Annotated in this window: 19 protein-coding genes; 10 read left to right on the forward strand and 9 right to left on the reverse strand. The window is 72.3% G+C overall.

Going from position 1 to position 18,876, the window contains the following annotated elements; all coding sequences use genetic code 11:
• Positions 1-24 precede the first annotated feature (24 nt).
• Positions 25-819, forward strand: a complete 795-nt coding sequence (locus tag ACFVWY_RS10045; protein WP_389869286.1) for a GNAT family N-acetyltransferase — start codon at positions 25-27, stop codon at positions 817-819.
• The gene (locus ACFVWY_RS10050) at positions 816-1,739 is read left to right on the forward strand and encodes a lysophospholipid acyltransferase family protein (RefSeq protein WP_389869288.1); all 924 of its coding nucleotides are present in this window, start codon (positions 816-818) and stop codon (positions 1,737-1,739) included. Before ACFVWY_RS10045 ends, ACFVWY_RS10050 begins: the two co-directional genes overlap by 4 nt.
• Here ACFVWY_RS10050 and egtD read toward each other — a convergent pair.
• From egtD to egtA, 4 genes are read right to left on the reverse strand one after another with little or no spacing between them, the layout of a single operon-like run.
• The gene (egtD, locus tag ACFVWY_RS10055) at positions 1,682-2,644 is read right to left on the reverse strand and encodes an L-histidine N(alpha)-methyltransferase (protein WP_389869289.1); all 963 of its coding nucleotides are present in this window, start codon (positions 2,642-2,644) and stop codon (positions 1,682-1,684) included. The two genes, ACFVWY_RS10050 and egtD, sit on opposite strands and share 58 nt — an antisense overlap.
• Positions 2,641-3,396, reverse strand: a complete 756-nt coding sequence (gene egtC / locus ACFVWY_RS10060; RefSeq protein WP_389869291.1) for an ergothioneine biosynthesis protein EgtC — start codon at positions 3,394-3,396, stop codon at positions 2,641-2,643. Before egtC ends, egtD begins: the two co-directional genes overlap by 4 nt.
• Complete coding sequence (gene egtB, locus ACFVWY_RS10065) at positions 3,396-4,739, reverse strand: ergothioneine biosynthesis protein EgtB (RefSeq protein ID WP_389869294.1); 1,344 nt, start codon at positions 4,737-4,739, stop codon at positions 3,396-3,398. Before egtB ends, egtC begins: the two co-directional genes overlap by 1 nt.
• Positions 4,736-6,055 (reverse strand): ergothioneine biosynthesis glutamate--cysteine ligase EgtA, encoded by a 1,320-nt coding sequence (gene egtA / locus ACFVWY_RS10070; protein ID WP_389869297.1) that lies wholly within the window; start codon positions 6,053-6,055, stop codon positions 4,736-4,738. Before egtA ends, egtB begins: the two co-directional genes overlap by 4 nt.
• A gap of 148 nt (positions 6,056-6,203) precedes the next feature.
• Between egtA and ACFVWY_RS10075 the strand changes: the two genes are divergently transcribed.
• The gene (locus ACFVWY_RS10075) at positions 6,204-7,061 is read left to right on the forward strand and encodes a TIGR02452 family protein (RefSeq protein WP_389869299.1); all 858 of its coding nucleotides are present in this window, start codon (positions 6,204-6,206) and stop codon (positions 7,059-7,061) included.
• Here ACFVWY_RS10075 and ACFVWY_RS10080 read toward each other — a convergent pair.
• Positions 7,046-7,513 (reverse strand): type II toxin-antitoxin system PemK/MazF family toxin, encoded by a 468-nt coding sequence (locus tag ACFVWY_RS10080; protein WP_389869301.1) that lies wholly within the window; start codon positions 7,511-7,513, stop codon positions 7,046-7,048. The genes ACFVWY_RS10075 and ACFVWY_RS10080 overlap by 16 nt on opposite strands.
• 122 nt (positions 7,514-7,635) lie before the next feature.
• Between ACFVWY_RS10080 and ACFVWY_RS10085 the strand changes: the two genes are divergently transcribed.
• Both ACFVWY_RS10085 and ACFVWY_RS10090 read left to right on the forward strand, forming a co-directional pair.
• Positions 7,636-8,658: a LacI family DNA-binding transcriptional regulator gene (locus tag ACFVWY_RS10085; RefSeq protein ID WP_389869302.1), complete on the forward strand. Its 1,023-nt coding sequence runs from the start codon at positions 7,636-7,638 to the stop codon at positions 8,656-8,658.
• A gap of 65 nt (positions 8,659-8,723) precedes the next feature.
• Complete coding sequence (locus tag ACFVWY_RS10090; RefSeq protein WP_389869305.1) at positions 8,724-9,110, forward strand: hypothetical protein; 387 nt, start codon at positions 8,724-8,726, stop codon at positions 9,108-9,110.
• 33 nt (positions 9,111-9,143) lie between these two features.
• Here the strand turns inward: ACFVWY_RS10090 and trxA are convergent, their stop codons facing one another.
• Complete coding sequence (gene trxA, locus ACFVWY_RS10095) at positions 9,144-9,524, reverse strand: thioredoxin (RefSeq protein WP_389869307.1); 381 nt, start codon at positions 9,522-9,524, stop codon at positions 9,144-9,146.
• Positions 9,525-9,639: 115 nt separating this feature from the next.
• Between trxA and ACFVWY_RS10100 the strand changes: the two genes are divergently transcribed.
• Positions 9,640-11,079, forward strand: coding sequence for a dihydrolipoyl dehydrogenase family protein (locus ACFVWY_RS10100; protein WP_389869308.1), 1,440 nt, complete (start codon positions 9,640-9,642; stop codon positions 11,077-11,079).
• 193 nt (positions 11,080-11,272) lie between these two features.
• On the opposite strand, the gene ACFVWY_RS10105 is transcribed toward ACFVWY_RS10100, so the two are convergent.
• Positions 11,273-12,157 (reverse strand): family 16 glycosylhydrolase, encoded by an 885-nt coding sequence (locus tag ACFVWY_RS10105; protein WP_389869310.1) that lies wholly within the window; start codon positions 12,155-12,157, stop codon positions 11,273-11,275.
• A gap of 186 nt (positions 12,158-12,343) precedes the next feature.
• Positions 12,344-12,949 carry a histidine phosphatase family protein gene (locus ACFVWY_RS10110; RefSeq protein WP_389869313.1) on the reverse strand — a complete coding sequence of 202 codons (606 nt, stop codon included), beginning with the start codon at positions 12,947-12,949 and terminating at the stop codon, positions 12,344-12,346.
• Between the two features lie 270 nt (positions 12,950-13,219).
• Here ACFVWY_RS10110 and ACFVWY_RS10115 point away from each other — a divergent pair, with 270 nt between their 5' ends.
• Both ACFVWY_RS10115 and ACFVWY_RS10120 read left to right on the forward strand, forming a co-directional pair.
• Positions 13,220-13,435 carry a CbtB-domain containing protein gene (locus ACFVWY_RS10115; RefSeq protein ID WP_389869315.1) on the forward strand — a complete coding sequence of 72 codons (216 nt, stop codon included), beginning with the start codon at positions 13,220-13,222 and terminating at the stop codon, positions 13,433-13,435.
• A gap of 27 nt (positions 13,436-13,462) precedes the next feature.
• A complete protein-coding gene (locus tag ACFVWY_RS10120; RefSeq protein WP_389869318.1) occupies positions 13,463-14,221 on the forward strand; it encodes a CbtA family protein in 759 nt (252 codons plus the stop codon).
• 99 nt (positions 14,222-14,320) lie between these two features.
• On the opposite strand, the gene ACFVWY_RS10125 is transcribed toward ACFVWY_RS10120, so the two are convergent.
• Positions 14,321-14,665, reverse strand: coding sequence for a tetratricopeptide repeat protein (locus ACFVWY_RS10125; protein WP_389869319.1), 345 nt, complete (start codon positions 14,663-14,665; stop codon positions 14,321-14,323).
• Between the two features lie 175 nt (positions 14,666-14,840).
• Between ACFVWY_RS10125 and ACFVWY_RS10130 the strand changes: the two genes are divergently transcribed.
• Positions 14,841-15,806, forward strand: coding sequence for a pirin family protein (locus tag ACFVWY_RS10130; protein WP_389869321.1), 966 nt, complete (start codon positions 14,841-14,843; stop codon positions 15,804-15,806).
• A 941-nt stretch (positions 15,807-16,747) separates the two neighbouring features.
• Positions 16,748-18,835 (forward strand): SdrD B-like domain-containing protein, encoded by a 2,088-nt coding sequence (locus ACFVWY_RS10135; RefSeq protein WP_389869322.1) that lies wholly within the window; start codon positions 16,748-16,750, stop codon positions 18,833-18,835.
• The last annotated feature ends 41 nt before the right edge of the window (positions 18,836-18,876 follow it).

Consider the following 18,876-nt stretch of genomic DNA (forward strand, 5'->3'; position numbering starts at 1 on the left):
TACCGATCCGTCCGGGAGATTGTCATGAACGCGCTGCCCATTGCCTCCCTCCCCGCCACTTCGCCCTCCGCCGCCCCCGCCCAGCCGCGCTACCGGGTGTCCCTGGCCGCCGGCCGGGACGAGGTGCGTGCCGCCCAGCGCCTGCGCCACCAGGTCTTCGCCGGTGAGCTCGGCGCCCGGCTGGACGGCACCGAACCCGGCCTGGACACCGACGCCTTCGACGCGTACTGCGACCACCTGCTCGTCCGGGAGCAGACCACCGGCGAGGTCGTCGCCACCTACCGGGTCCTGCCGCCCGAGCGGGCCAGGGCCGCCGGGGGCCTCTACGCGGAGAGCGAGTTCGACCTCGGACGGCTCGGCCCGATCCGCGACGACCTGGTCGAGGTCGGACGGTCCTGCGTCCACCCCGCCCACCGCGACGGCGCCGTCATAGCCCTCATCTGGGCCGGACTCGCCCGCTACATGGAACGCACCGGACACAACTGGCTGGCCGGCTGCTGCTCGATCCCCCTCGCCGACGGCGGCGCCGCGGCGGCCGGTGCCTGGGAGACCGTACGGACCAAGTACCTCGCCCCCGAGGACCACTGGGTCACCCCGCGCCGCCTGTGGCAGCCCACCGCCGCAGCACGGCCGGTGCGCACCGGGCTCGCCACCCTGCCCCCGCTGCTCCGCGGCTACCTGCGGCTGGGCGCCCAGGTGTGCGGGGCCCCCGCCCACGACCCGGACTTCGACGTCGCCGACCTCTACGTCCTGCTGTCGCTGCGCCGCACCGACCCCCGCTACCTGCGCCACTTCCTCGCCCTCGCCCCGCTGCGATGAACCCCTGGCTGCCCACCGCACCCTGCACCCCGCGCACCTGCGCCGGTCACACCGGCCGGAGACGCCGCCGCCCGGCCGCCGCGGCCCTGCTGCTCGCCGGATGCGCCTGCGTCCTGGCCGGTGCGCTGGGGGCACCCCTGCTGCCCCTGTTCGGGGCGGCCCGCCGGGAACGGCTGATCCGGCGCTGGTCGTACGGGGTCGTGCGCGCCTTCGGCGTACGGGTGCGGATCACCGGAGCCCCCGTGCCGTCCGCCAGGAAGCCGGGGACGCCGGGGACGCCGGGGACGCCGGTGAGTTCCGGGACGACGGGCACGCTCGTCGTCGCCAACCACATCTCCTGGCTGGACATCCCACTCGTCGCCGCCGTGCTTCCCGGCCGGATGCTGGCCAAGCGCGAGATCCGCGACTGGCCGCTGCTCGGCCCGCTCGCCGCGCGCGGCGGCACCCTCTTCGTCGACCGCGACCGGCTGCGCGCGCTGCCCGCGACCGTCCGTGCCCTCGCCGCGGCGCTGCGCCGCGGCGGGCGGGTGGTGGTCTACCCGGAGGGCACCACCTGGTGCGGGCGCGGACCCGGCGGCCGGTTCGCACCGGCCGCCTTCCAGGCCGCGATCGACGCGAACGCCACGGTCCTGCCGGTACACCTCAGCTACCACACCGCGCCCCCGCGGCCCCCCGGCCGCCAGAAGCCGGCACCGGCCAACGACCACGTCCCGGCCGGTGCCGCCGCCTTCGTCGGCGACGACCCGCTCCTCACCTCACTGTGGCGGGTGGTGACGGCGGCCGGGCTGACCGCCGAGATCCGCGTGCTGGCGCCGATCCCGGCGGGCGGGTTCCCCGGCCGCCGCGCCCTGGCCCGCCGTGCTCAGAGAGCTGTCGCCAGCGAGAGCGCGAACCGCTCCCCGGAATCCGTCCACCACTGATCCAGCCGCAGACCGGCCGCGTCCAGTTCCGCCCGGACCCCCTCCCGGCGGAACTTCGCCGACACCTCCGTACGCATTTCCTCACCGGCCTCGAAGCTCACCAGCAGATCCAGGGCCGGGATCTTCACCGTCTGCGCCCGCCGGGACCGCAGCCGCATCTCGATCCACTCGTGCTCCGGATCCCAGAGCGCCACATGGCCGAAGGCGTCCGCGTCGAAGTCCGCGCCCAGCTCCCGGTTCACCACCCGCAGCACGTTCCGGTTGAACTCCGCGGTCACTCCGGCCGCGTCGTCGTAGGCGGCGACCAGTACCTTCTCCTCCTTCACCAGATCGGTGCCGAGCAGCAGGGCGTCGCCCGGGGAGAGCAGCGACCGTGCCGACCGCAGGAACGCCGCGCGCTCCTCGGGCAGCAGGTTGCCGATCGTGCCGCCGAGGAACGCCAGCAGCCGGGGCCCCGGAGTGCCGGGCAGCGCCAGCCCGCCCGTGAAGTCGGCGACCAGGGCGTGCACCGAGAGCGCGGGCCGCTGCGCGAGGAGCACCTCGGCGGCGCCGCACAGCGCGCTCTCGCTGACATCGACCGGTACGTAACTGTGCAGCGAGGGCAGCGAGTCCAGCAGATGGCGGGTCTTCTCGGACGAACCCGACCCCAGTTCGATCAGGGTCCGGGCCCCCGAGGCGCGGGCGATCGCGTCGCTCCGCTCGACCAGGATCTCCCGCTCCGCGCGGGTCGGGTAGTACTCGGGCAGCCGGGTGATCTCCTCGAACAGCTCACTGCCCCGGGAGTCGTAGAACCACTTGGGCGGCAGCGTCTTGGGGTGCCGGGTCAGGCCGTGCAGGACATCGGCGCGCAGCGCCGCGTCCGTCGCGTCGGCGGGCAGGGTGCGGGTCAGCAGAAACGGGCTCACGCAAGGGGCTCCTTGAGCGGGGTCAGTGAGACATCGGCGCGGGTCGCCACCAGCAGGGTGCGGTCGGGGACCGGGCGCCAGCGCGGATCGTCGTCGTACGGTTCCGAGGCCACGACCGTGCGCGGGCCCGGCCCGGTGAGACACCACAGGGTGTCGCCCCAGGCCGTCGCCACGATCGACGTGCCGTCGGTGAGCAGCAGGTTCAGCCGGGACTCCGGTGCCGCGGCGGCCACGTCCAGCACCGTGCCGGTGACGGCCTCCGGCAGCCCGTCGCCGTCCGCGAGGCGCCGCCGCACCAGGGCCCAGAGCAGCGCCGAGTCGCAGCGCGCGGTGAGGGCCAGCAGTTCGGCCGGGGGCAGTGCCGCGGCGAGCGGGGCGACCGACCACGGCCAGCCCTTCACCGCGCCGTTGTGGCTGAACAGCAGCGGCCCGGCGGTGAACGGGGCGGCGGCAGCCTCGCCGTCGGCGCCCGCCTCGGTGGCGTCCCGGACGGCGGCGAGCAGTGCCGGGCTGCGCACCACCCGGGCCAGGTCGGCGAAGGTCTCGTCACCCCAGACCGGGCCCCGGCGCCGGTACCGCCCCGGCACCGGGTCGCCGTCCGCGTACCAGCCGACGCCGAAGCCGTCCGCGTTGACCGTGCCGTACCGCTGGTGTCGTGGCGCCCAGGACTGGCGGACCAGCGAGTGCGGTGGCCGGGTCAGCAGCTCGCCGAGCGGCACCGGCGGTCCCAGGTAGGCGAGATGACGGCACATCAGGCATCCCTCGCGGTACGGAATCCGGAGAAGATCTGGCGCCGCACCGGCAGGTCCCAGTTGCGGAAGGTGCCCCGGCACGCCACCGCGTCCACGGCGAACGAACCGCCGCGCAGCACCTTGTGGGCGGGGCCGAAGAACACCTCCGAGTACTCCCGGTACGGGAACGCCGAGAAGCCCGGATACGGCAGGAAGTCGCTGGCCGTCCACTCCCACACGTCGCCGATCAGCTGCCCGGCGCCGTAAGGGGAGCGTCCCTGCCGGTACGCCCCGGCGGGCGCGGGCCGCAGATGGCGCTGGCCGAGGTTGGCCTGTCCGTGCGCCGGGTCCGCGTCGCCCCAGGGGTAACGGCGCGAGCGCCCCGACGCCGGATCGTGGCGGGCCGCCTTCTCCCACTCCGCCTCCGTCGGCAGGCGGCGCCCGGCCCAGCGGGCGTAGGCGTCCGCCTCGTACCAGCTGACGTGGAGCACCGGCTCGTTCCCGGGGACCGGCTCGGTGACCCCGAAGCGGCGGCGCAGCCACTGACCGGCGTCCTGGTGCCAGAACAGCGGGGCGGCCAGGTCGTGCTCGCGGACCATCGTCCACCCCTCGGGCGCCCACCAGCGCCGCTCGGTGTAGCCGCCGTCCTCGATGAAATCCTGGTACGCGCCGCAGGTGACCGGTGCGGTGTCGAGGAAGAAGCCCGGTACGTCCCGCACATGTGCCGGGCGTTCGTTGTCCAGGGCCCAGGGCTCGGTGGAGGTGCCCATCGTGAACGGGCCTCCTCCGACCAGGACTTCGGCCGGGAGGTTCGCCGGGTCCTCGGCGGGCGGCGGCAGCGGCGCCGCCAGCACGGCCGGACCCGACCTCAGCTGATGGGTGATCAGCATCGTTTCGTCGTGCTGCTGTTCGTGCTGGGCGATCATGCCGAAGGCGAAGCCGGAACGCACCAGAGGGCGGCCGTCGTCCAGGGCGGTGGTGTCGAGCACGTCCAGGGCCCGGCCGCGTACCTCCGCCGCGTACGCCCGCGCCTCCGCGGGCGGCAGCAGTGGCAGCGAGGGACGGGTCGCCCGGGGGTGTTCGAAGGCGTCGTACAGGCCGTCGATCTCCGGGCGCATCGCCTCCCGGCCGGCCACCCCGCGCAGCAGCCACAGTTCTTCCTGGTTGCCGATGTGCGCGAGGTCCCAGACCAGCGGGGACATCAACGGTGAGTGCTGAGCGGTCAGTTCACCGTCGTCCACGCTGTCGGTGAGCCGCGCGGTGCGGTCCCGGGCGGTGCGCAGCGCGGCGAGGGCACGCTGCCGCAGCACCTCGGGGTCCGCCCCGTCCGGCGCGGGGCCGCGGTGTACGGAGGAGTCGGTCATGAGCGGGGCTCCTCGAAGGGGTGGCCCGGAGCGCCGGACGCGGCGGACGCGAGCAGTGCGGGCAGGTCGTCGGCCGGGCAGCGGCCCCGGGCCACGTACCGGTCGTGGAATCCGGCCGCCGCCTCCTGTACCCGCCGCGAGGCCCCGAGCCGGGGCAGCGCCTCCAGCGCGGCCTCGAAGCAGGTGACCGCAGCCGCCCGCAGCTCCGGATCGGCCAGACCCTCGCGGGCGGCGCGCACCCAGAGCGGATTGAGCGGTGCGGGCCCCGGTCCCGCCGTCCCGGCCAGCGGTGCCACGGTACGGAACACGGTCTCGGCGGCCCTGGGATCGTCGAACAGGGCGGTGGTGACCACGAGCGGCACCAGCCAGCCGTCCGCACCGTACTGGGCGTCGATCATGCGCAGCTCCAGATGGCCGCGCGGCCGCACCGGCGGGAAGAGCGTGCTGATGTGGTAGTCGAGATCGGCGCGCACCGGCGGTCTCGGCGCGCCGGAACGGATCCACTCGCGGAACGTCAGCCCGCTCGGCACGGCCCACGGCCCGCTGTCGTCCCGGATGCACATCACCGGGGTGTCCAGCACGTGCGTGGCCCAGGCGTCGCGCGGGGGCAGGCCGGGGGGCGGTGCCACCGGCCGCCACGGGTCGAGCGCGGCCCACAACGACTGCCGGGTGGACCGCCAGGACGTGGGGCGTCCCAGCCGCAGGGGCGAGTTGGCGAACACGGCCACCAGGACCGCGCCCAGCAGATGGCACAACTGCCAGCGCCGCCCGTAGCCCAGGGGGCCCGGCCCCTCCTCCCCGGCGTCCAGACAGACCTGGACGGACGCGGTGTTGCACATCATCACGCGACCCGCGGGGCCCGACCGGTCCAGCGCGATCTCCATCGCGTCGTAGCGGGGTTCACGCAGCAGACGGCGGGGGGAGTGCCACGGATCGACGCCGAGGCCCACCGGCACGAGCCCCAGCTGGTCCAGGGCCGCGCGCACCGCGGCGAGATCGGCGGCGGTGGCGTCGACACACTCCATCAGGCAACCGGCGGGGCGCGAGCTGAGCTCCAGCTGACCGCCGGGCTCGAAGGTGACCGACGCGCTCAGAGGCAGGGCCCGGAGGATGCCGGCGGCCGCTTCGAGACGGTGGTGCGGGACCGGGACGCGGGGATGATCCCGGTCGTGGATGAGCCATTCGAGTTCCACACCGACCTTGCGGGGCGGTCCCGTCTTGAAGCAGATGCAGCGCAGTAAGTCCTCGGCCTCGCCCTCGTCCAGGGGCGGGGAACCGCCGGGCGGACCATGGTTCCCGGTGGTGTCGAACGACATGCCGGGTCTCCTTCCGTAGGTCTCTCCCCACCAGCCAAACCCCTGCGGATGGATCGCACAAGAGTGCCCCCGCGTGAGGGAAATCCGGTTGCGCCCTTGCCGTCGGGGCACCGAGCATGCCCCGTATGCACCACATGGGGGAGTACCGATGAGCGCACGGCTGCGCGGCATCGCGCGAGAGACCGAGGCCATCGTCGAAGCGGGCCGTTACCGCACCCGGGACGGCCGGGAGATATCCATCGAACGGGCGCTGAGCAGCGCGTTCTCGGGGACCAGGCTGTACGGGCCCGAGCCGGTGCCCCTCGCCGCACTGGACGGCGACCGCATCCCGGCCGTCGAGGTCACCGGCGAGAGCAGCCTGGCCGCCGCCCACCGCATGACCGGCGAGGCCCCCGGCAAGATCGCCGTCCTCAACTACGCCTCCGCCCGCAATCCCGGCGGCGGCTACCTCAACGGCGCCCAGGCCCAGGAGGAAGCCCTGTGCCGGGCCTCCGCCCTCTACACGACCCTGCTGCGCGCACCCGAGTACTACGCCCACCACCGCGCCGAACGCGACGCCTTCTACACCGACCGGGTGATTCACTCCCCGGGCGTACCGGTGTTCCGGGACGACCGGGGACGGCTGCTCGACGCGCCGTTCACGGTCGGCTTCCTGACCTCCCCGGCGCCCAACGCCGGAGTCATCCGCGCGCGAACCCCCGAACAGGCCCACCGCATCCCCGCCGCGCTCACGTCCCGGGCGGAGCGGGTGCTGGAGGTCGCGGCGGTGCGCGGATATCGCAGGCTGGTGCTGGGGGCCTGGGGCTGCGGTGTGTTCCGCAACGATCCGGCGCAGGTGGCCCGGACGTTCCGGGCGCTGCTCCTGGACGGCGGACGGTTCGCCGGGCACTTCGAGCAGATCGTCTTCGGCGTCCTCGACCGGTCGCCGGACTCCGCCACCCGGGGTGCCTTCCACCGTGTGCTCGGCGTCGAAGGCACCCCGGCGACGGCCTACGACCAGCCGTAGCGCTCCCGCAGCCGCCCGATGACCAGGTCGAATCTCGTCCGGTCCAGCGCGCACGCCTCCCGCCGCATGCCGTCCTCGTGCACCCGCAGCACCCGGTCCAGATCGACCCAGGACGGGCGGCCGGAGCTGTCCCAGGGACCGGCCCCGAGCGCGACCCACTCACGGTCCCGCTCGTGCCGCTTGCTGGAGAGCCGCACGGCGAGCAGCGTGCCCGCGGCCTCCCGGGCCACCACCAGGACCGGGCGGTCCTTGCCGCGTCCGTCGTTCTCCTCGAAGGGGACGTACGTCCACACGATTTCCCCGGGGTCCGGGTCGCCGTCGCGGTCGGGTGCGTAGGAGGTGCGGACCGGTCCCGCCTCGCGCGGGTCGGCCTCCGTGGTGGCGGCCGGGCCGGAGCGGCCCGGGGAGCCGGCCGGAGGGGCGGTGCTGTTGTCACGGTGCTCGTAGATCATCCCCACACGGTAGGCCCCGCCGCCGCGGTGGCCGGGGCACGGGGCCGGTGGCGCCCGCGCCGGACCTGTGCCTGCCCCGGGGCGTACCCGTACGGCACGGGTCTGGAAGACTGCCCGACGCCATGAGCCAGTTACCGAATCAGCCCACTGAACGCCCCGTACCCACCAGCGTCGACGTCGCACGGCTCGCCGGGGTCTCCAGGGCCACCGTCTCGTACGTGCTGAACAACAGCTCCTCCGTGCGGATCAGCGAGACCACCCGCCGCCGGGTCCGGGAAGCCGCCGACGAACTGGGCTACGTGCCGCACGCCGCGGCCCGCAGCCTGCGCGCCGGACACACCCGCATGGTGCTGCTGCCCACCGCCGACGTCCCGGCCGGGCCGTTCCACCACCGCTTCTTCCACGAAATGGAGTCGGGGCTGCGCCGACTCGACTACACCGTCGTCCAGTACGGCAGCACCGGACTGGATCCGCGGGACGCGCCGCGCGCCTGGGCCGAACTCCGCCCGGTCGCCGTCATCGCCCCCGGCACCATCGACCTCACCGCGCCCGGTATCTCCGTACTCCGGCGGTCCGGGGCCAAGGCCGTGATCACCCTCGGCCCACGCCCGGTGCCCGGCGCCCACGCGCTGGTCATGGACCAACGAGTGGTCGGTGACTGCGCGGTGGCGCACCTGCTGGCGGGCGGACGCCGCCGCATCGGCGTGGTCATGCCTGAGGAGAGCGGCCTGCGCCGGCTGGCCGAACCCCGGCTGGCCGGGGCCCGGCGGGCCGCCCGGCGCCTCACGGCCCGGGTGGAACCACTGCCGCTGCGCTACGACGAGGAGTCGGCCGCCCGGCTCGCCGCCCGCTGGCGCGCCCTGGACCTCGACGCCGTCTTCGCCTTCGACGACGCGTACGCCATGCTGCTGATGCGCGCCCTGCAGGATGCGGGCGTCGACGTACCCCGCGAGACCGCGGTGATCGGTGCCGACGACCTGATGCTGGGCCGGTTGCTGCGGCCCCGGCTCACCACCGTACGCATGGAACTGGCCACCGCCCAGCCGCTCGCGGAACTGGTGGACCGGCTGGTCAGAGAACCCGGCGGCAGCCCCGAGTGTCACGATCTGCTGCGGGCCGCGGTGGTGCGGCGCGAGTCCGCCTGAGACACCCGGCGGTCCGGTGCGCACGGCTCCGCACCGGACCGCGAAACAGCCTTTAACGTGAGGCCATGAGCCATCCGCAGAGCTACGAGATCCTGCTGGTCCCCGGATTCGTCGAAGACACCGCCGAAGCCGGGGAGGCCGGGACCGGGCAGGCCGGAACCGGGGAAGCCGGAAAAGCCGAAAAGGCCGGAGGAAAGGAAACGGCCAAGACCGACGCGGCCGCATCCGGCGGCAGCGCTCCATCCGGCGGCGCGGTCCGGTCGGCGGTCGTCTCGGCAACCGGTGAGACGGGCGCGTCCGGCTACCCCCGGTACGCCGGTGACGGTGTCGTCGCCGACGTCGACCCGGAGACCCGGACGGTGGAGGCCCTGCTGGTCGACGGGGCCGAACTGACCTACGGCCTCACCGCCCGGGTCAGGGAACGGGACACCGGGCCCGGCGCCGGGACCTGAGCCCCACGGCCCGGCCCCGGCGTGCCCGAGCACCTACTGCTGCCCCTGCCCCTGGTCCTTCTGCTCCTCGATGGACTGGCGCACCTGGGCCATGTCCAGCGTGCGGGCCTGCCTGATGATGTCCTCCAGGGCCGCCTCCGGCAGCGCCCCGGGCTCCGCGAACACCGCCACGTTCTCCCGGACGATCATCAGTGTGGGAATGGAACGGATCTCGAAGGCCGCCGCCAGCTCCTGCTGCTCCTCCGTGTTGACCTTCGCGAAGACCACGTCGCCGTGGCGCTCCGACACCGCCTCGTACACCGGCGAGAACTGCCGGCACGGACCGCACCAGGAAGCCCAGAAGTCGATCAGCACGAAGTTGTTCTCGTTGACGACCTCGTCGAAGTTTTCCTTGGTGAGCTCGATGGTGCTCATGTTCCGGTACCTCATTCCTGTGCCCACTTGGACCTGACCGGACAACGGTGCCCGCCCCCGTGCTATTCCGCCTGCCCATGTGGCCGTCACCCACACCCGCGGCCAGACTGTCCCCATGACAGATGCTTCCCTGAACACCGAGTACGACGTCGTGGTCATCGGAGCGGGACCGGTGGGTGAGAACGTCGCCGACCGGGTCCGGGCCGCCGGGCTGACCGCCGCGGTCGTCGAGGCGGAGCTGATCGGCGGTGAATGCTCCTACTGGGCCTGTATGCCCAGCAAGGCCCTGCTGCGCCCGGTGGTCGCCCGCGCCGACGCCCGCCGCGTCCCGGGCCTCGCCGCCGCCGTGCGGGGGCCGCTGGACACCGGGGCGGTCCTCGCCCACCGAGACAGCTACGCCTCGTACTGGAAGGACGACGGACAGGCGGCCTGGCTGGACGGGATCGGCGCCGACATCCACCGCGGCACCGGCAGGCTGACCGGCGAGAGGGAGGTCGCCGTCACCGCGTCCGACGGCACGGAGCACCGGCTCACCGCCCGCCACGCCGTCGTCCTGTGCACCGGCAGCCGCGCCGTCGTCCCCGACCTGCCCGGCGTCGGCACGGCCCGGCCCTGGACCAGCCGGGAGGCGACCAGCGCGCAGAAGGTGCCCGGCCGTCTGGTGATCGTCGGAGGCGGTGTCGTCGGGGTGGAGATGGCGACCGTCTGGCAGGCCCTCGGTGCCCGTGTGACGCTGCTGGTCCGCGGTACGGGGCTGCTGCCGAAGATGGAACCCTTCGCCGGTGAACTGGTCGCGCAGGCCCTCACCGAGGCCGGGGCGGACCTCCGTACCGGTGCCTCGGTCGCCGCCGTCCACCGCCCCGACCCGGACGGACCGGTCACCGTCGAACTGGAGGACGGCGAACGGATCGAGGCCGACGAGATCCTCTTCGCCACCGGCCGGGCCCCGCGCACCGACGGCCTCGGACTGGAGACGGTGGGTCTGGAACCCGGCTCCTGGCTCATCGTCGACGACAGCTGCCGCGTCGAGGGAAGCGACTGGCTCTACGCGGCGGGCGACGTCAATCACCGGGCGCTCCTCACCCACCAGGGCAAGTACCAGGCACGCGTCGCGGGCGCCGCGATCGCCGCCCGCGCCACCGGCGCCCCGCCTCTGGAGACCGGCCCCTGGGGCGCCCATGCCGCCACCGCCGACCATGCCGCCGTCCCTCAGGTCGTCTTCACCGACCCGGAGGCCGCCTCGGTCGGACTCACCCTCGCCGAGGCCGAGCGGGCGGGCCACCGGGTCCGCGCCGTCGACTACGACCTCGCCGCCGTGGCGGGCTCCGGCCTGTACGCGGACGGCTACCGGGGCCGCGCCCGCATGGTCGTCGACCTCGACCGGGAGATCCTGCTCGGCGTCACCTTCGTCGGACCCGGCATCGGTGAACTCCTCCACTCGGCGACCGTCGCGGTCGCGGGCGAGGTGCCCGTCCACCGCCTGTGGCACGCCGTCCCCGCGTACCCCACGATCAGCGAGGTCTGGCTGCGGCTGCTGGAGACGTACCGGGGCTGAGCGCCGGGGAGACCGTGCGCGGCCACCACGCGTCGTGCCCGCCATCTCCCCCTCCCCCCCCGTAGCGGTCGCCGTCCTCGGCGGGACCGGGTGGCGGCGGCCCGTCGTTGCGGATGCTGTGACCGGCAGGCACCGGCAGGCACCGGCAGGCACCGGCAGGCACCGGCAGTGCGGCGGGGGAGAGTGCGGTGGGTCAGGCGGGCGGCCTCACCCCGCTGGTGGTGATGTGTACGTGGTCGACGACGAGCTGCTGCGGGAAGGTGGTGTTGCCGTCGGGGTTGCCGGGCCAGTCGCCGCCGACCGCGAGGTTCAGGATCAGGAAGAAGGGCTTGTTGAACACCCAGGTCTTGCCGCTGAGATCGGCCGGGGTACGGCGCTGGTACACGTTTCCGTCCACCGACCAGGTCACCGAGTCCGGCGCCCAGTCGACGGCGAAGGTGTGGAAGTCGTCGGCGAACGCCTGGCCGCCGGGCAGGCTGTACGCGCCGGTGATGCCGCCGGAGCCGGAGTAGTCCGGACCGTGCAGGGTGCCGTGGACGGTGGAGGGTTCGAAGCCCACGTTCTCCATCACGTCGATCTCGCCCGAATTCGGCCAGCCTACCTGGCCGATGTCGTCGCCCAGCATCCAGAAGGCCGGCCACATGCCCTGGCCGCGCGGCACCTTCATCCGCGCCTCGACGTGACCGTACGTCTGGCTGAACTTTCCGGAGGTGTTCAGCCGTGCCGAGGTGTACTCACATGTCCCGTACCAGCACGAGTAGTTGCCCGGATTCTCGCGGCGGGCGGTGATGACCAGATGTCCCTCGCCGTCGAGGGCCGCGTTGTTGTTCCCGGCCGTGTAGTACTGCCGCTCATGGTTGTTGACGTTGTCGCCGGTCTCGATCTGCCACTTGGCGCCGTCCACGGCGGAGCCCGCGGGGCCGTCGAAGTCGTCGGAGAAACCCGCTGCCGCGGCGGCGCGCGGCCCGGGGACGGAAGTTCCGGACGCCGGTCCGGAGAGGGCCGGGACGAGGGCGAGTGCGGAAAGCGTGCAGAGCGCGGACGTGAGCAGACGCCGCGGGCGATGCGGAGGGGTCATGAGGGTCCTTCCCGTGCGGAACAGAGCGGCCGTGCGTGGTCATACGTATGACGGGCCGCTGGTGTGGGGGTCAGGAGAGGCCGTGATGCTGTACGTGAAGCAAGAAGTGAAGCAACATCGCGCCGGGAAGGTGGCCGGACCGCAGTTCTTGCACACGGACGAGGGACGGACCGGGCGGACGGGGTGTCAGTCGGCCGGTGCCGGGGACAGTGGCTGCCCGCACCGCAGATTCCACCGGCCGGACCGTCCGCTGAGCGTGGTCAGGGTGAGCGGCGCGACATCCAGTCGCCAGAAGGACTCCGGCGGCAGGGCGAGCGCCGCGACGGTCGCCGCCCGCACCACCGAGGGCTCGACGACGGCCAGCACGCGGACCTCCTTCCCCTCCGGGTCAGGGCCGGACCCGAGGGATTCCAGCCAGTGCCCCGCCCGGGAGCACAGTTCCAGCAGGGATTCGCCGCCGTGCGGAGCCGCGGACGGATCGGCCAGCCAGGCCGACACCGCCGCGGGCTCGGCCGCGCTCACCTCGTCCAGCCGCCGACCGCTCCACCGGCCCATGTCCCAGCCGCGCACGGCCGGTTCGAGCACCGTGCGCAGACCCAGCCCCAGAGCCCCGGCGGTCGCGGCGCACCGCCCGGACGGCCCGCGCAGCAGCAGACCGGCGTCCGGCACGCCGGGGGCGGCGGCCCGTGCCCGGCGGACCCCGGCGGAGTCCAGGGGGACGTCCCCGTCGAAACGCGCCTCGCGCAGCGCGGCGTTCAGCGCCGGCGCGATCAACATCACGCGAACGGTCATGATCCGGTCAACTCCTAGCCCTTGCGGCCCTCTGTGCTCTCGTGAGGCACCCACCTTGACACCGGGTCGTCCGACCGGCGTCGGGGCCATGGCGGCGGATGGCCCCGAGCGGTATGGTCACGGCGGACATGACGTGGGTGCACTTGGAAGTCCGGTGGGAATCCGGCACGGTCGCGCCACTGTGAACCCGTACGTGTGCGGGAAGTCAGACCCAGTACCCACGTCTCAGGCACCACGATCGGGACGCGTGTTCCCTCAGGAGGTTCTGCCATGGCGCAGACTGCTGCCCCCGCCACCGCCGCACCGGCGATCACCCCCATCTCGCTGAAGGCCCTCGCACCCTGGGCGGTCTTCTTCGGCATCCTCATGCTCGTCCTGCTCTACTTCGTCGGCGCCGAGCAGGGCGCCACCGCCGTCATCTCCGGCGAAGGCGTTCACGAGTGGGTCCACGACGGCCGTCACCTTCTCGGTTTCCCCTGCCACTGACCCGCCGCGCGATCCAGGGGAACCCCCATGAACTCCATATCCGTCAGAGCCCTTCTCGTCCGCGGCATGCTGGCCGGTCTCGCCGCGGGCGTGCTCGCGCTGCTCGTCGCCTATTTCCTCGGTGAGTCGCGCGTCGACGCGGCCATCGCCCTCGAAGAGGCGCACAGCCACTCCCATGGCGCGGGCGAGGAGCTCGTCAGCCGCACCGTGCAGTCCACCGCCGGGCTGGCCACCGGGGTGCTCGTCTTCGGCGTGGCGACCGGCGGCATCGCCGCGCTCGTCTTCTGCTACGCCCTCGGCCGGATCGGCCGGTTCGGTCCGCGTGCCACGGCCGCCCTGGTCGCGGGCGCGGCACTGCTGACCGTGTACGTCGTGCCGTTCCTGAAGTACCCGGCCAACCCGCCGGCCGTCGGCAACCCCGACACCATCGGCAGGCGCACCGCCCTCTTCTTCCTGATGGTCGCGCTCGGCGTGCTGCTGGCCGTCGCCGCGGTGATCCTCGGCAAGCGGCTGGCCCCCCGCCTCGGCAACTGGAACGCCACGGTGGCGGCGTCCCTCGCCTACGTCGTGGTCATCGGGCTCTCGTATGTGTTCCTGCCCTCGTACGACGAGGTCGGCGAGGGCTTCCCAGCCACCCTGCTGTGGGAGTTCCGGCTGAGCACCCTCGCCGTGCAGGCCACCCTGTGGGCGGCCTTCGGCCTGGTCTTCGGTCACCTGACGGAACGGCTGCTGGTGCCGGGAGCGGCCGGGAGCGGCGCGGCGCACCGCACCGCCGTCACCGGCTGACCGGGACCACGCGTCCCGGCCAGCCACCGGACGTCGCCCCCGCGGGTTGAACCCGGCGGGGGCGACGTCACCTCCACTGTCCCGTCCGTGCCCCGAAGATCAGGCGTCGAAGTCCCCGGCGAACGCCGCCGCCATCCGCAGATGCCCGGCCGCCTCCTCGCCCCGGCCCTGGCGTTCCAGGGTGCGCCCGAGCATCAGCCGCGCGTAGTGCTCCACCGGGTCGCGCTCCAGCACCGCCCGCAGCTCGGTCTCGGCCTTGCCGAGACGCGCCGAGTGGTAGTAGGTCCGGGCCAGCAGCAGCCGCGGCGACACCAGCTCCGGGTCCTCCTCGACCAGCCCCTCCAGGATGCGGGCCGCCGTCAGGTACTCCTTCGCCTCGAAGAACATCTGGGCACGGTCCCAGCGGTCGGCGGCCGTGCCGAACTCGAAGTACGCGTCGCTCACTTGATCTCCTCTGCCGCGGACCGCCACCGGAACGCCTCCGGCTGGGCCCTGCCACCGACCCGGCTGCCGCCCGGTCCTTCTGTACGCGCCAACGCGACGCATTGGTTTAATATTCCACTAAATCTTCGGCGTGGGTACCGGCACCCCGGTGCCGCGCGGGAATAGGTTGAGGGCCATGAGCAATCTCGATCGCCAGGCCGTGCCTGCCGTCTGCGGCGGACGCGGCTTCGTCGTCGCCGAGCCCGTACGCGAACTCCTCACCCCGCGCCACGTGCGGCTGGGCGAGTCCACCGAGGTCCGCAGACTGCTGCCCAACCTCGGCCGCCGGATGGTCGGTGCCTGGGCCTTCGTCGATCACTACGGACCCGACGACATCGCGGACGAACCCGGGATGCAGGTGCCGCCCCACCCGCACATGGGGCTCCAGACGGTCAGCTGGCTGCACGAGGGGGAGGTCCTGCACCGGGACAGCCTCGGCAGCCTCCGTACGATCCGCCCGCGCGAACTCGGACTGATGACCTCCGGCCGCGCGATCAGCCACTCCGAGGAGAGTCCCCGCGCCCACGCGAGGTTCCTGCACGGCGCCCAGCTCTGGGTGGCGCTGCCCGACGCCCACCGACGGGTCGAGCCGCACTTCCAGCACCACACCGACCTGCCGACCGTCTCGGCTCCCGGCCTCACCGCCACCCTGATCCTCGGCGAACTCGACGGCACCGCCTCGCCCGGTACCGCGTACACCCCGATCGTCGGCGCCGACCTGGCCCTGAGGGCCGGGGCCGAGGCCCGGCTGCCACTCGAACCGGACTTCGAGTACGCGGTGCTCTCCATGTCCGGCCGGGCCGAGGTCGACGGGGTACCCGTACTGCCCGGCTCGATGCTCTACCTCGGCTGCGGCCGCACTGAACTTCCGTTGCGGGCGGACAGCGACGCGGGCCTCATGCTCCTGGGCGGCGAGCCGTTCGACGAGGAGCTGATCATGTGGTGGAACTTCATCGGGCGGTCCCAGGAGGAGATCGCACAGGCTCGTGCGGACTGGGAGACAGGAGCCCGGTTCGGCACCGTTCACGGCTACGACGGTCCCCCACTGTCTGCCCCCGAGCTGCCCGCAACCCCCCTGAAGCCTCGGGGACGAGTGCGCTGACCTGGGTGTTTGCTCGTGCGGCGGCCAGCATGCGCTTTTCCGGTGTCCCGGTGCGACTGACGGGCGACAGGGGAGGGCTGAGGGTCTCTTCAGCCGACGCGTGGATCTCGTGGGCCCGCCACACGAGCGGAATGGCGGGACACGGACGGACATGTCGAGCCGGGGCACTCCTTCCCGGCACCGATGGCCTTCCGGCTTCCTGCGGATGCCGATCTCGTTCGCGGTGCCTCAGCCGTGCGAAGAGCGCTGCTGGAGCAGTCCCAAAGCTGCCACGGTCGCCGAAGGCCGGGTTCCGCAGGCCACTCTCCTGTAGGGCGGTCGCCGAGCCACGATCTGCCCCCGGGCGAGGATATTCATCGTGACGCTGGTGGGTGCGGCGACTTTGAAGCAGCCCTCCTCGTCCGGATCGAGCTGACAGCGGAAAGCTTGGTGCGCGGGTCGTATCCGATTGCGATGAACAGCCCGGTGGCCGCGACCTCTCGCGTGGCGCGGGTGATGGCGTCCCAGTGCACGCTCGCCGCACAAGCCGGCCCGAGATTTTCCGCGATCGCCAGATCCGTTTCGGGGAGCAGGCTCGTGTACATGTCCGACGTGCGCCGACCGCGCCTGGAGGGTCACCCATTCAACCTATGGTCACGCTGTGTATTTGGTCGATTACTATAGGTGGGAGGTGGCTGGGGTGGAGTGCCGGGTCGACGTTCCGTCGGGGCTCGTGGCGGCCTGATGTCCGAGAACCTGACCCGCGTCTCTTCTGCCTGAAGCCACCGAACATCCAGGGCTCTCGGAAACCCTGCCCTGTGCTCCACCCATGACGACCGCGAGGCAGAGATGGGAATTACGTGATCAGACGAACAGTCTGGCGGGCAATGGTGGCGCTGAGTTGCGCCGGTGCCCTACTGGCGCCAGCCACGCCGGTCTTCGCCCAGCCGGGCGATGGCAAGTTGACGGTCAATGTGTTCAGGGAGTTCGCCGCGGCGGGCACGCTCAATCCGCAGATCCAGACCGCCCTGGCCGGAGCGACTATCCGGGTCACCAGTGACCTGTCGAGGCAGACTCAGACCTACCCGGTCGGTCCCAGCGGGACCATCACCATTGACCTGACCACCTGGGCGCGTTCCGGGGGGAAGTACAAGGTCGAGCTGATCGACTGGCCGAACAAGTACGACCCGGCCACCGGTACCGGCTTCCTGCAGCCGGCGTTCGCCGGCACAGGCCTGTCCTCGCACCTCAACTTCGTGGACCTGGAGTACGGCCAGGACGTCACACTCAACATGGCCGTGTGGAGCCCCGACGACTACTGTCAGGACAACCCCACCTTGGTCACGGCCTGTCAGCAGGCGGCCACCAAGCCGGGTGAGAAGACGCTGGTCACCTTCCCGTACAACTCCCGGGGTGACACCCAGGGCAATACCACCAATCCGAGGCCGATCGCCACGGTCCAGGACACCGGTGCTGTCTACGGGCTGGCCTACCGCAAGAAGGACAAGCGGATCTTCTCCGGGGCCTACGCCAAGCGCCACACCGAGTACGGACCCGGCGGCCAGGGCGCGGTCTACGTGACCGACCGGACCACCGGCGCCACCACTCTGTTCACGACGGTGCCGAACGCGGGCACCACCGCGCACAACCAGAGCAACCGGGTGGACGCCCCGTTCGCCAACCGGCCCGGAAAGGAGTCCCTCGGTGACATCGAGATCTCCTCGGACGGCTCGGAGCTGTACGTCGTCAACATGAACGACGGCAATCTCTATACCTACGACGCGACGCAGACCACGGCCACCGGATTCAAGCGCGCACCGGTCAAGATCCCGGATTCCGCCTGTTCCCCTCCCGGTGACTGGCGGCCGATGGGGCTCGGCGTGCGTGACGGCGTGGTGTACGTGGGCGGCGTCTGCTCCGCCGAGAGCACGCAGGACCCCACCCAACTGCGGGCGGTGGTATGGACATACAACCCCAGCACCGCCACGTTCGGCGCGGCGCCCATCGTCAACGAACCGCTGAACTACCCCCGCGACCCGGCCCAGGACCCCACACCGGCCAACTGGAAGCCGTGGACGCAGGACAACCTGTCCCAGTTCCCCACGGGGAACATCACCTACCCGCAGCCGATGCTCAGCGACATCGAGATCGAGCGGGACGGCGGCCTGGTACTGGGATTCCGTGACCGGTACGGCGACCAGTCCGGTCTGGTGATCCCCAACGCCAACCCCGGCGGCGGCATCGAGAGCACCGTCACAGGCGGCGACATCATCAAGGTCTGCCGCAAGTCCGCCGGCACCTACCACTGGGAAGGCAGCACCGACTGCCCCCGCCCCCAGGGCGGCAACGAGTGGTTCACCGGCGACACCTACTACACCGGGACCGGCCATCGGGAGACAGCGCAGGGCGCGCTCGCGCTCCCGCTCCAGCAGGCCACGATCGCCAGCACCATCCTGGACCCGTATCGCACCATCAACTCCGGCGGGGTCGGCTGGTTCGACCGCGCGACCGGCAACCGCGACGCGACGCAGGACGGGTTCGGGGTCGTCTACGACACCGACGGCGGCTTCGGCAAGGCCCATGGCCTGGGCGACCTGGAACTGCTGTGTGACGACCCGCCGGTGCAGATCGGCAACCGGGTCTGGTTCGACGACGGCGGCGGCTCCCAGAACGCCCGGTACGACGAAACCCTCGGCATCCAGGGCATGACCGTCACTCTGAAGGACTCGTCGGGACGGGTCATCGCGACGAAAAGGACCAACGCCAAGGGCGAGTACTACTTCGACCACCGCGACGGGCTCCAGCCGAACACCAACTACACGGTGGAGTTCGACAAGAGCACGGTCGACACCAGCAACCTGCCTCCCTACGTCACCTCACCCGGTGACCTGATGTGGACGCCCACCACGGGTCGTGACCCGGCGACCAACTCGGACGCCCAGCCGACCGGTGGTGACAACCAGGCTCCGACCGCGGTGGCGACGGTGACGACCGGTCCTCCCGGCTCGGTCGACCACGATCTGGACGCCGGGATGTGGGCGGGCACCTGACAGCTGGCCGTGTCAGCCGGGGGATCCGGGGCGTGCCGGTA

The organism is Streptomyces sp. NPDC058195 (genome assembly GCF_042883525.1).
Taxonomy (GTDB): domain Bacteria; phylum Actinomycetota; class Actinomycetes; order Streptomycetales; family Streptomycetaceae; genus Streptomyces.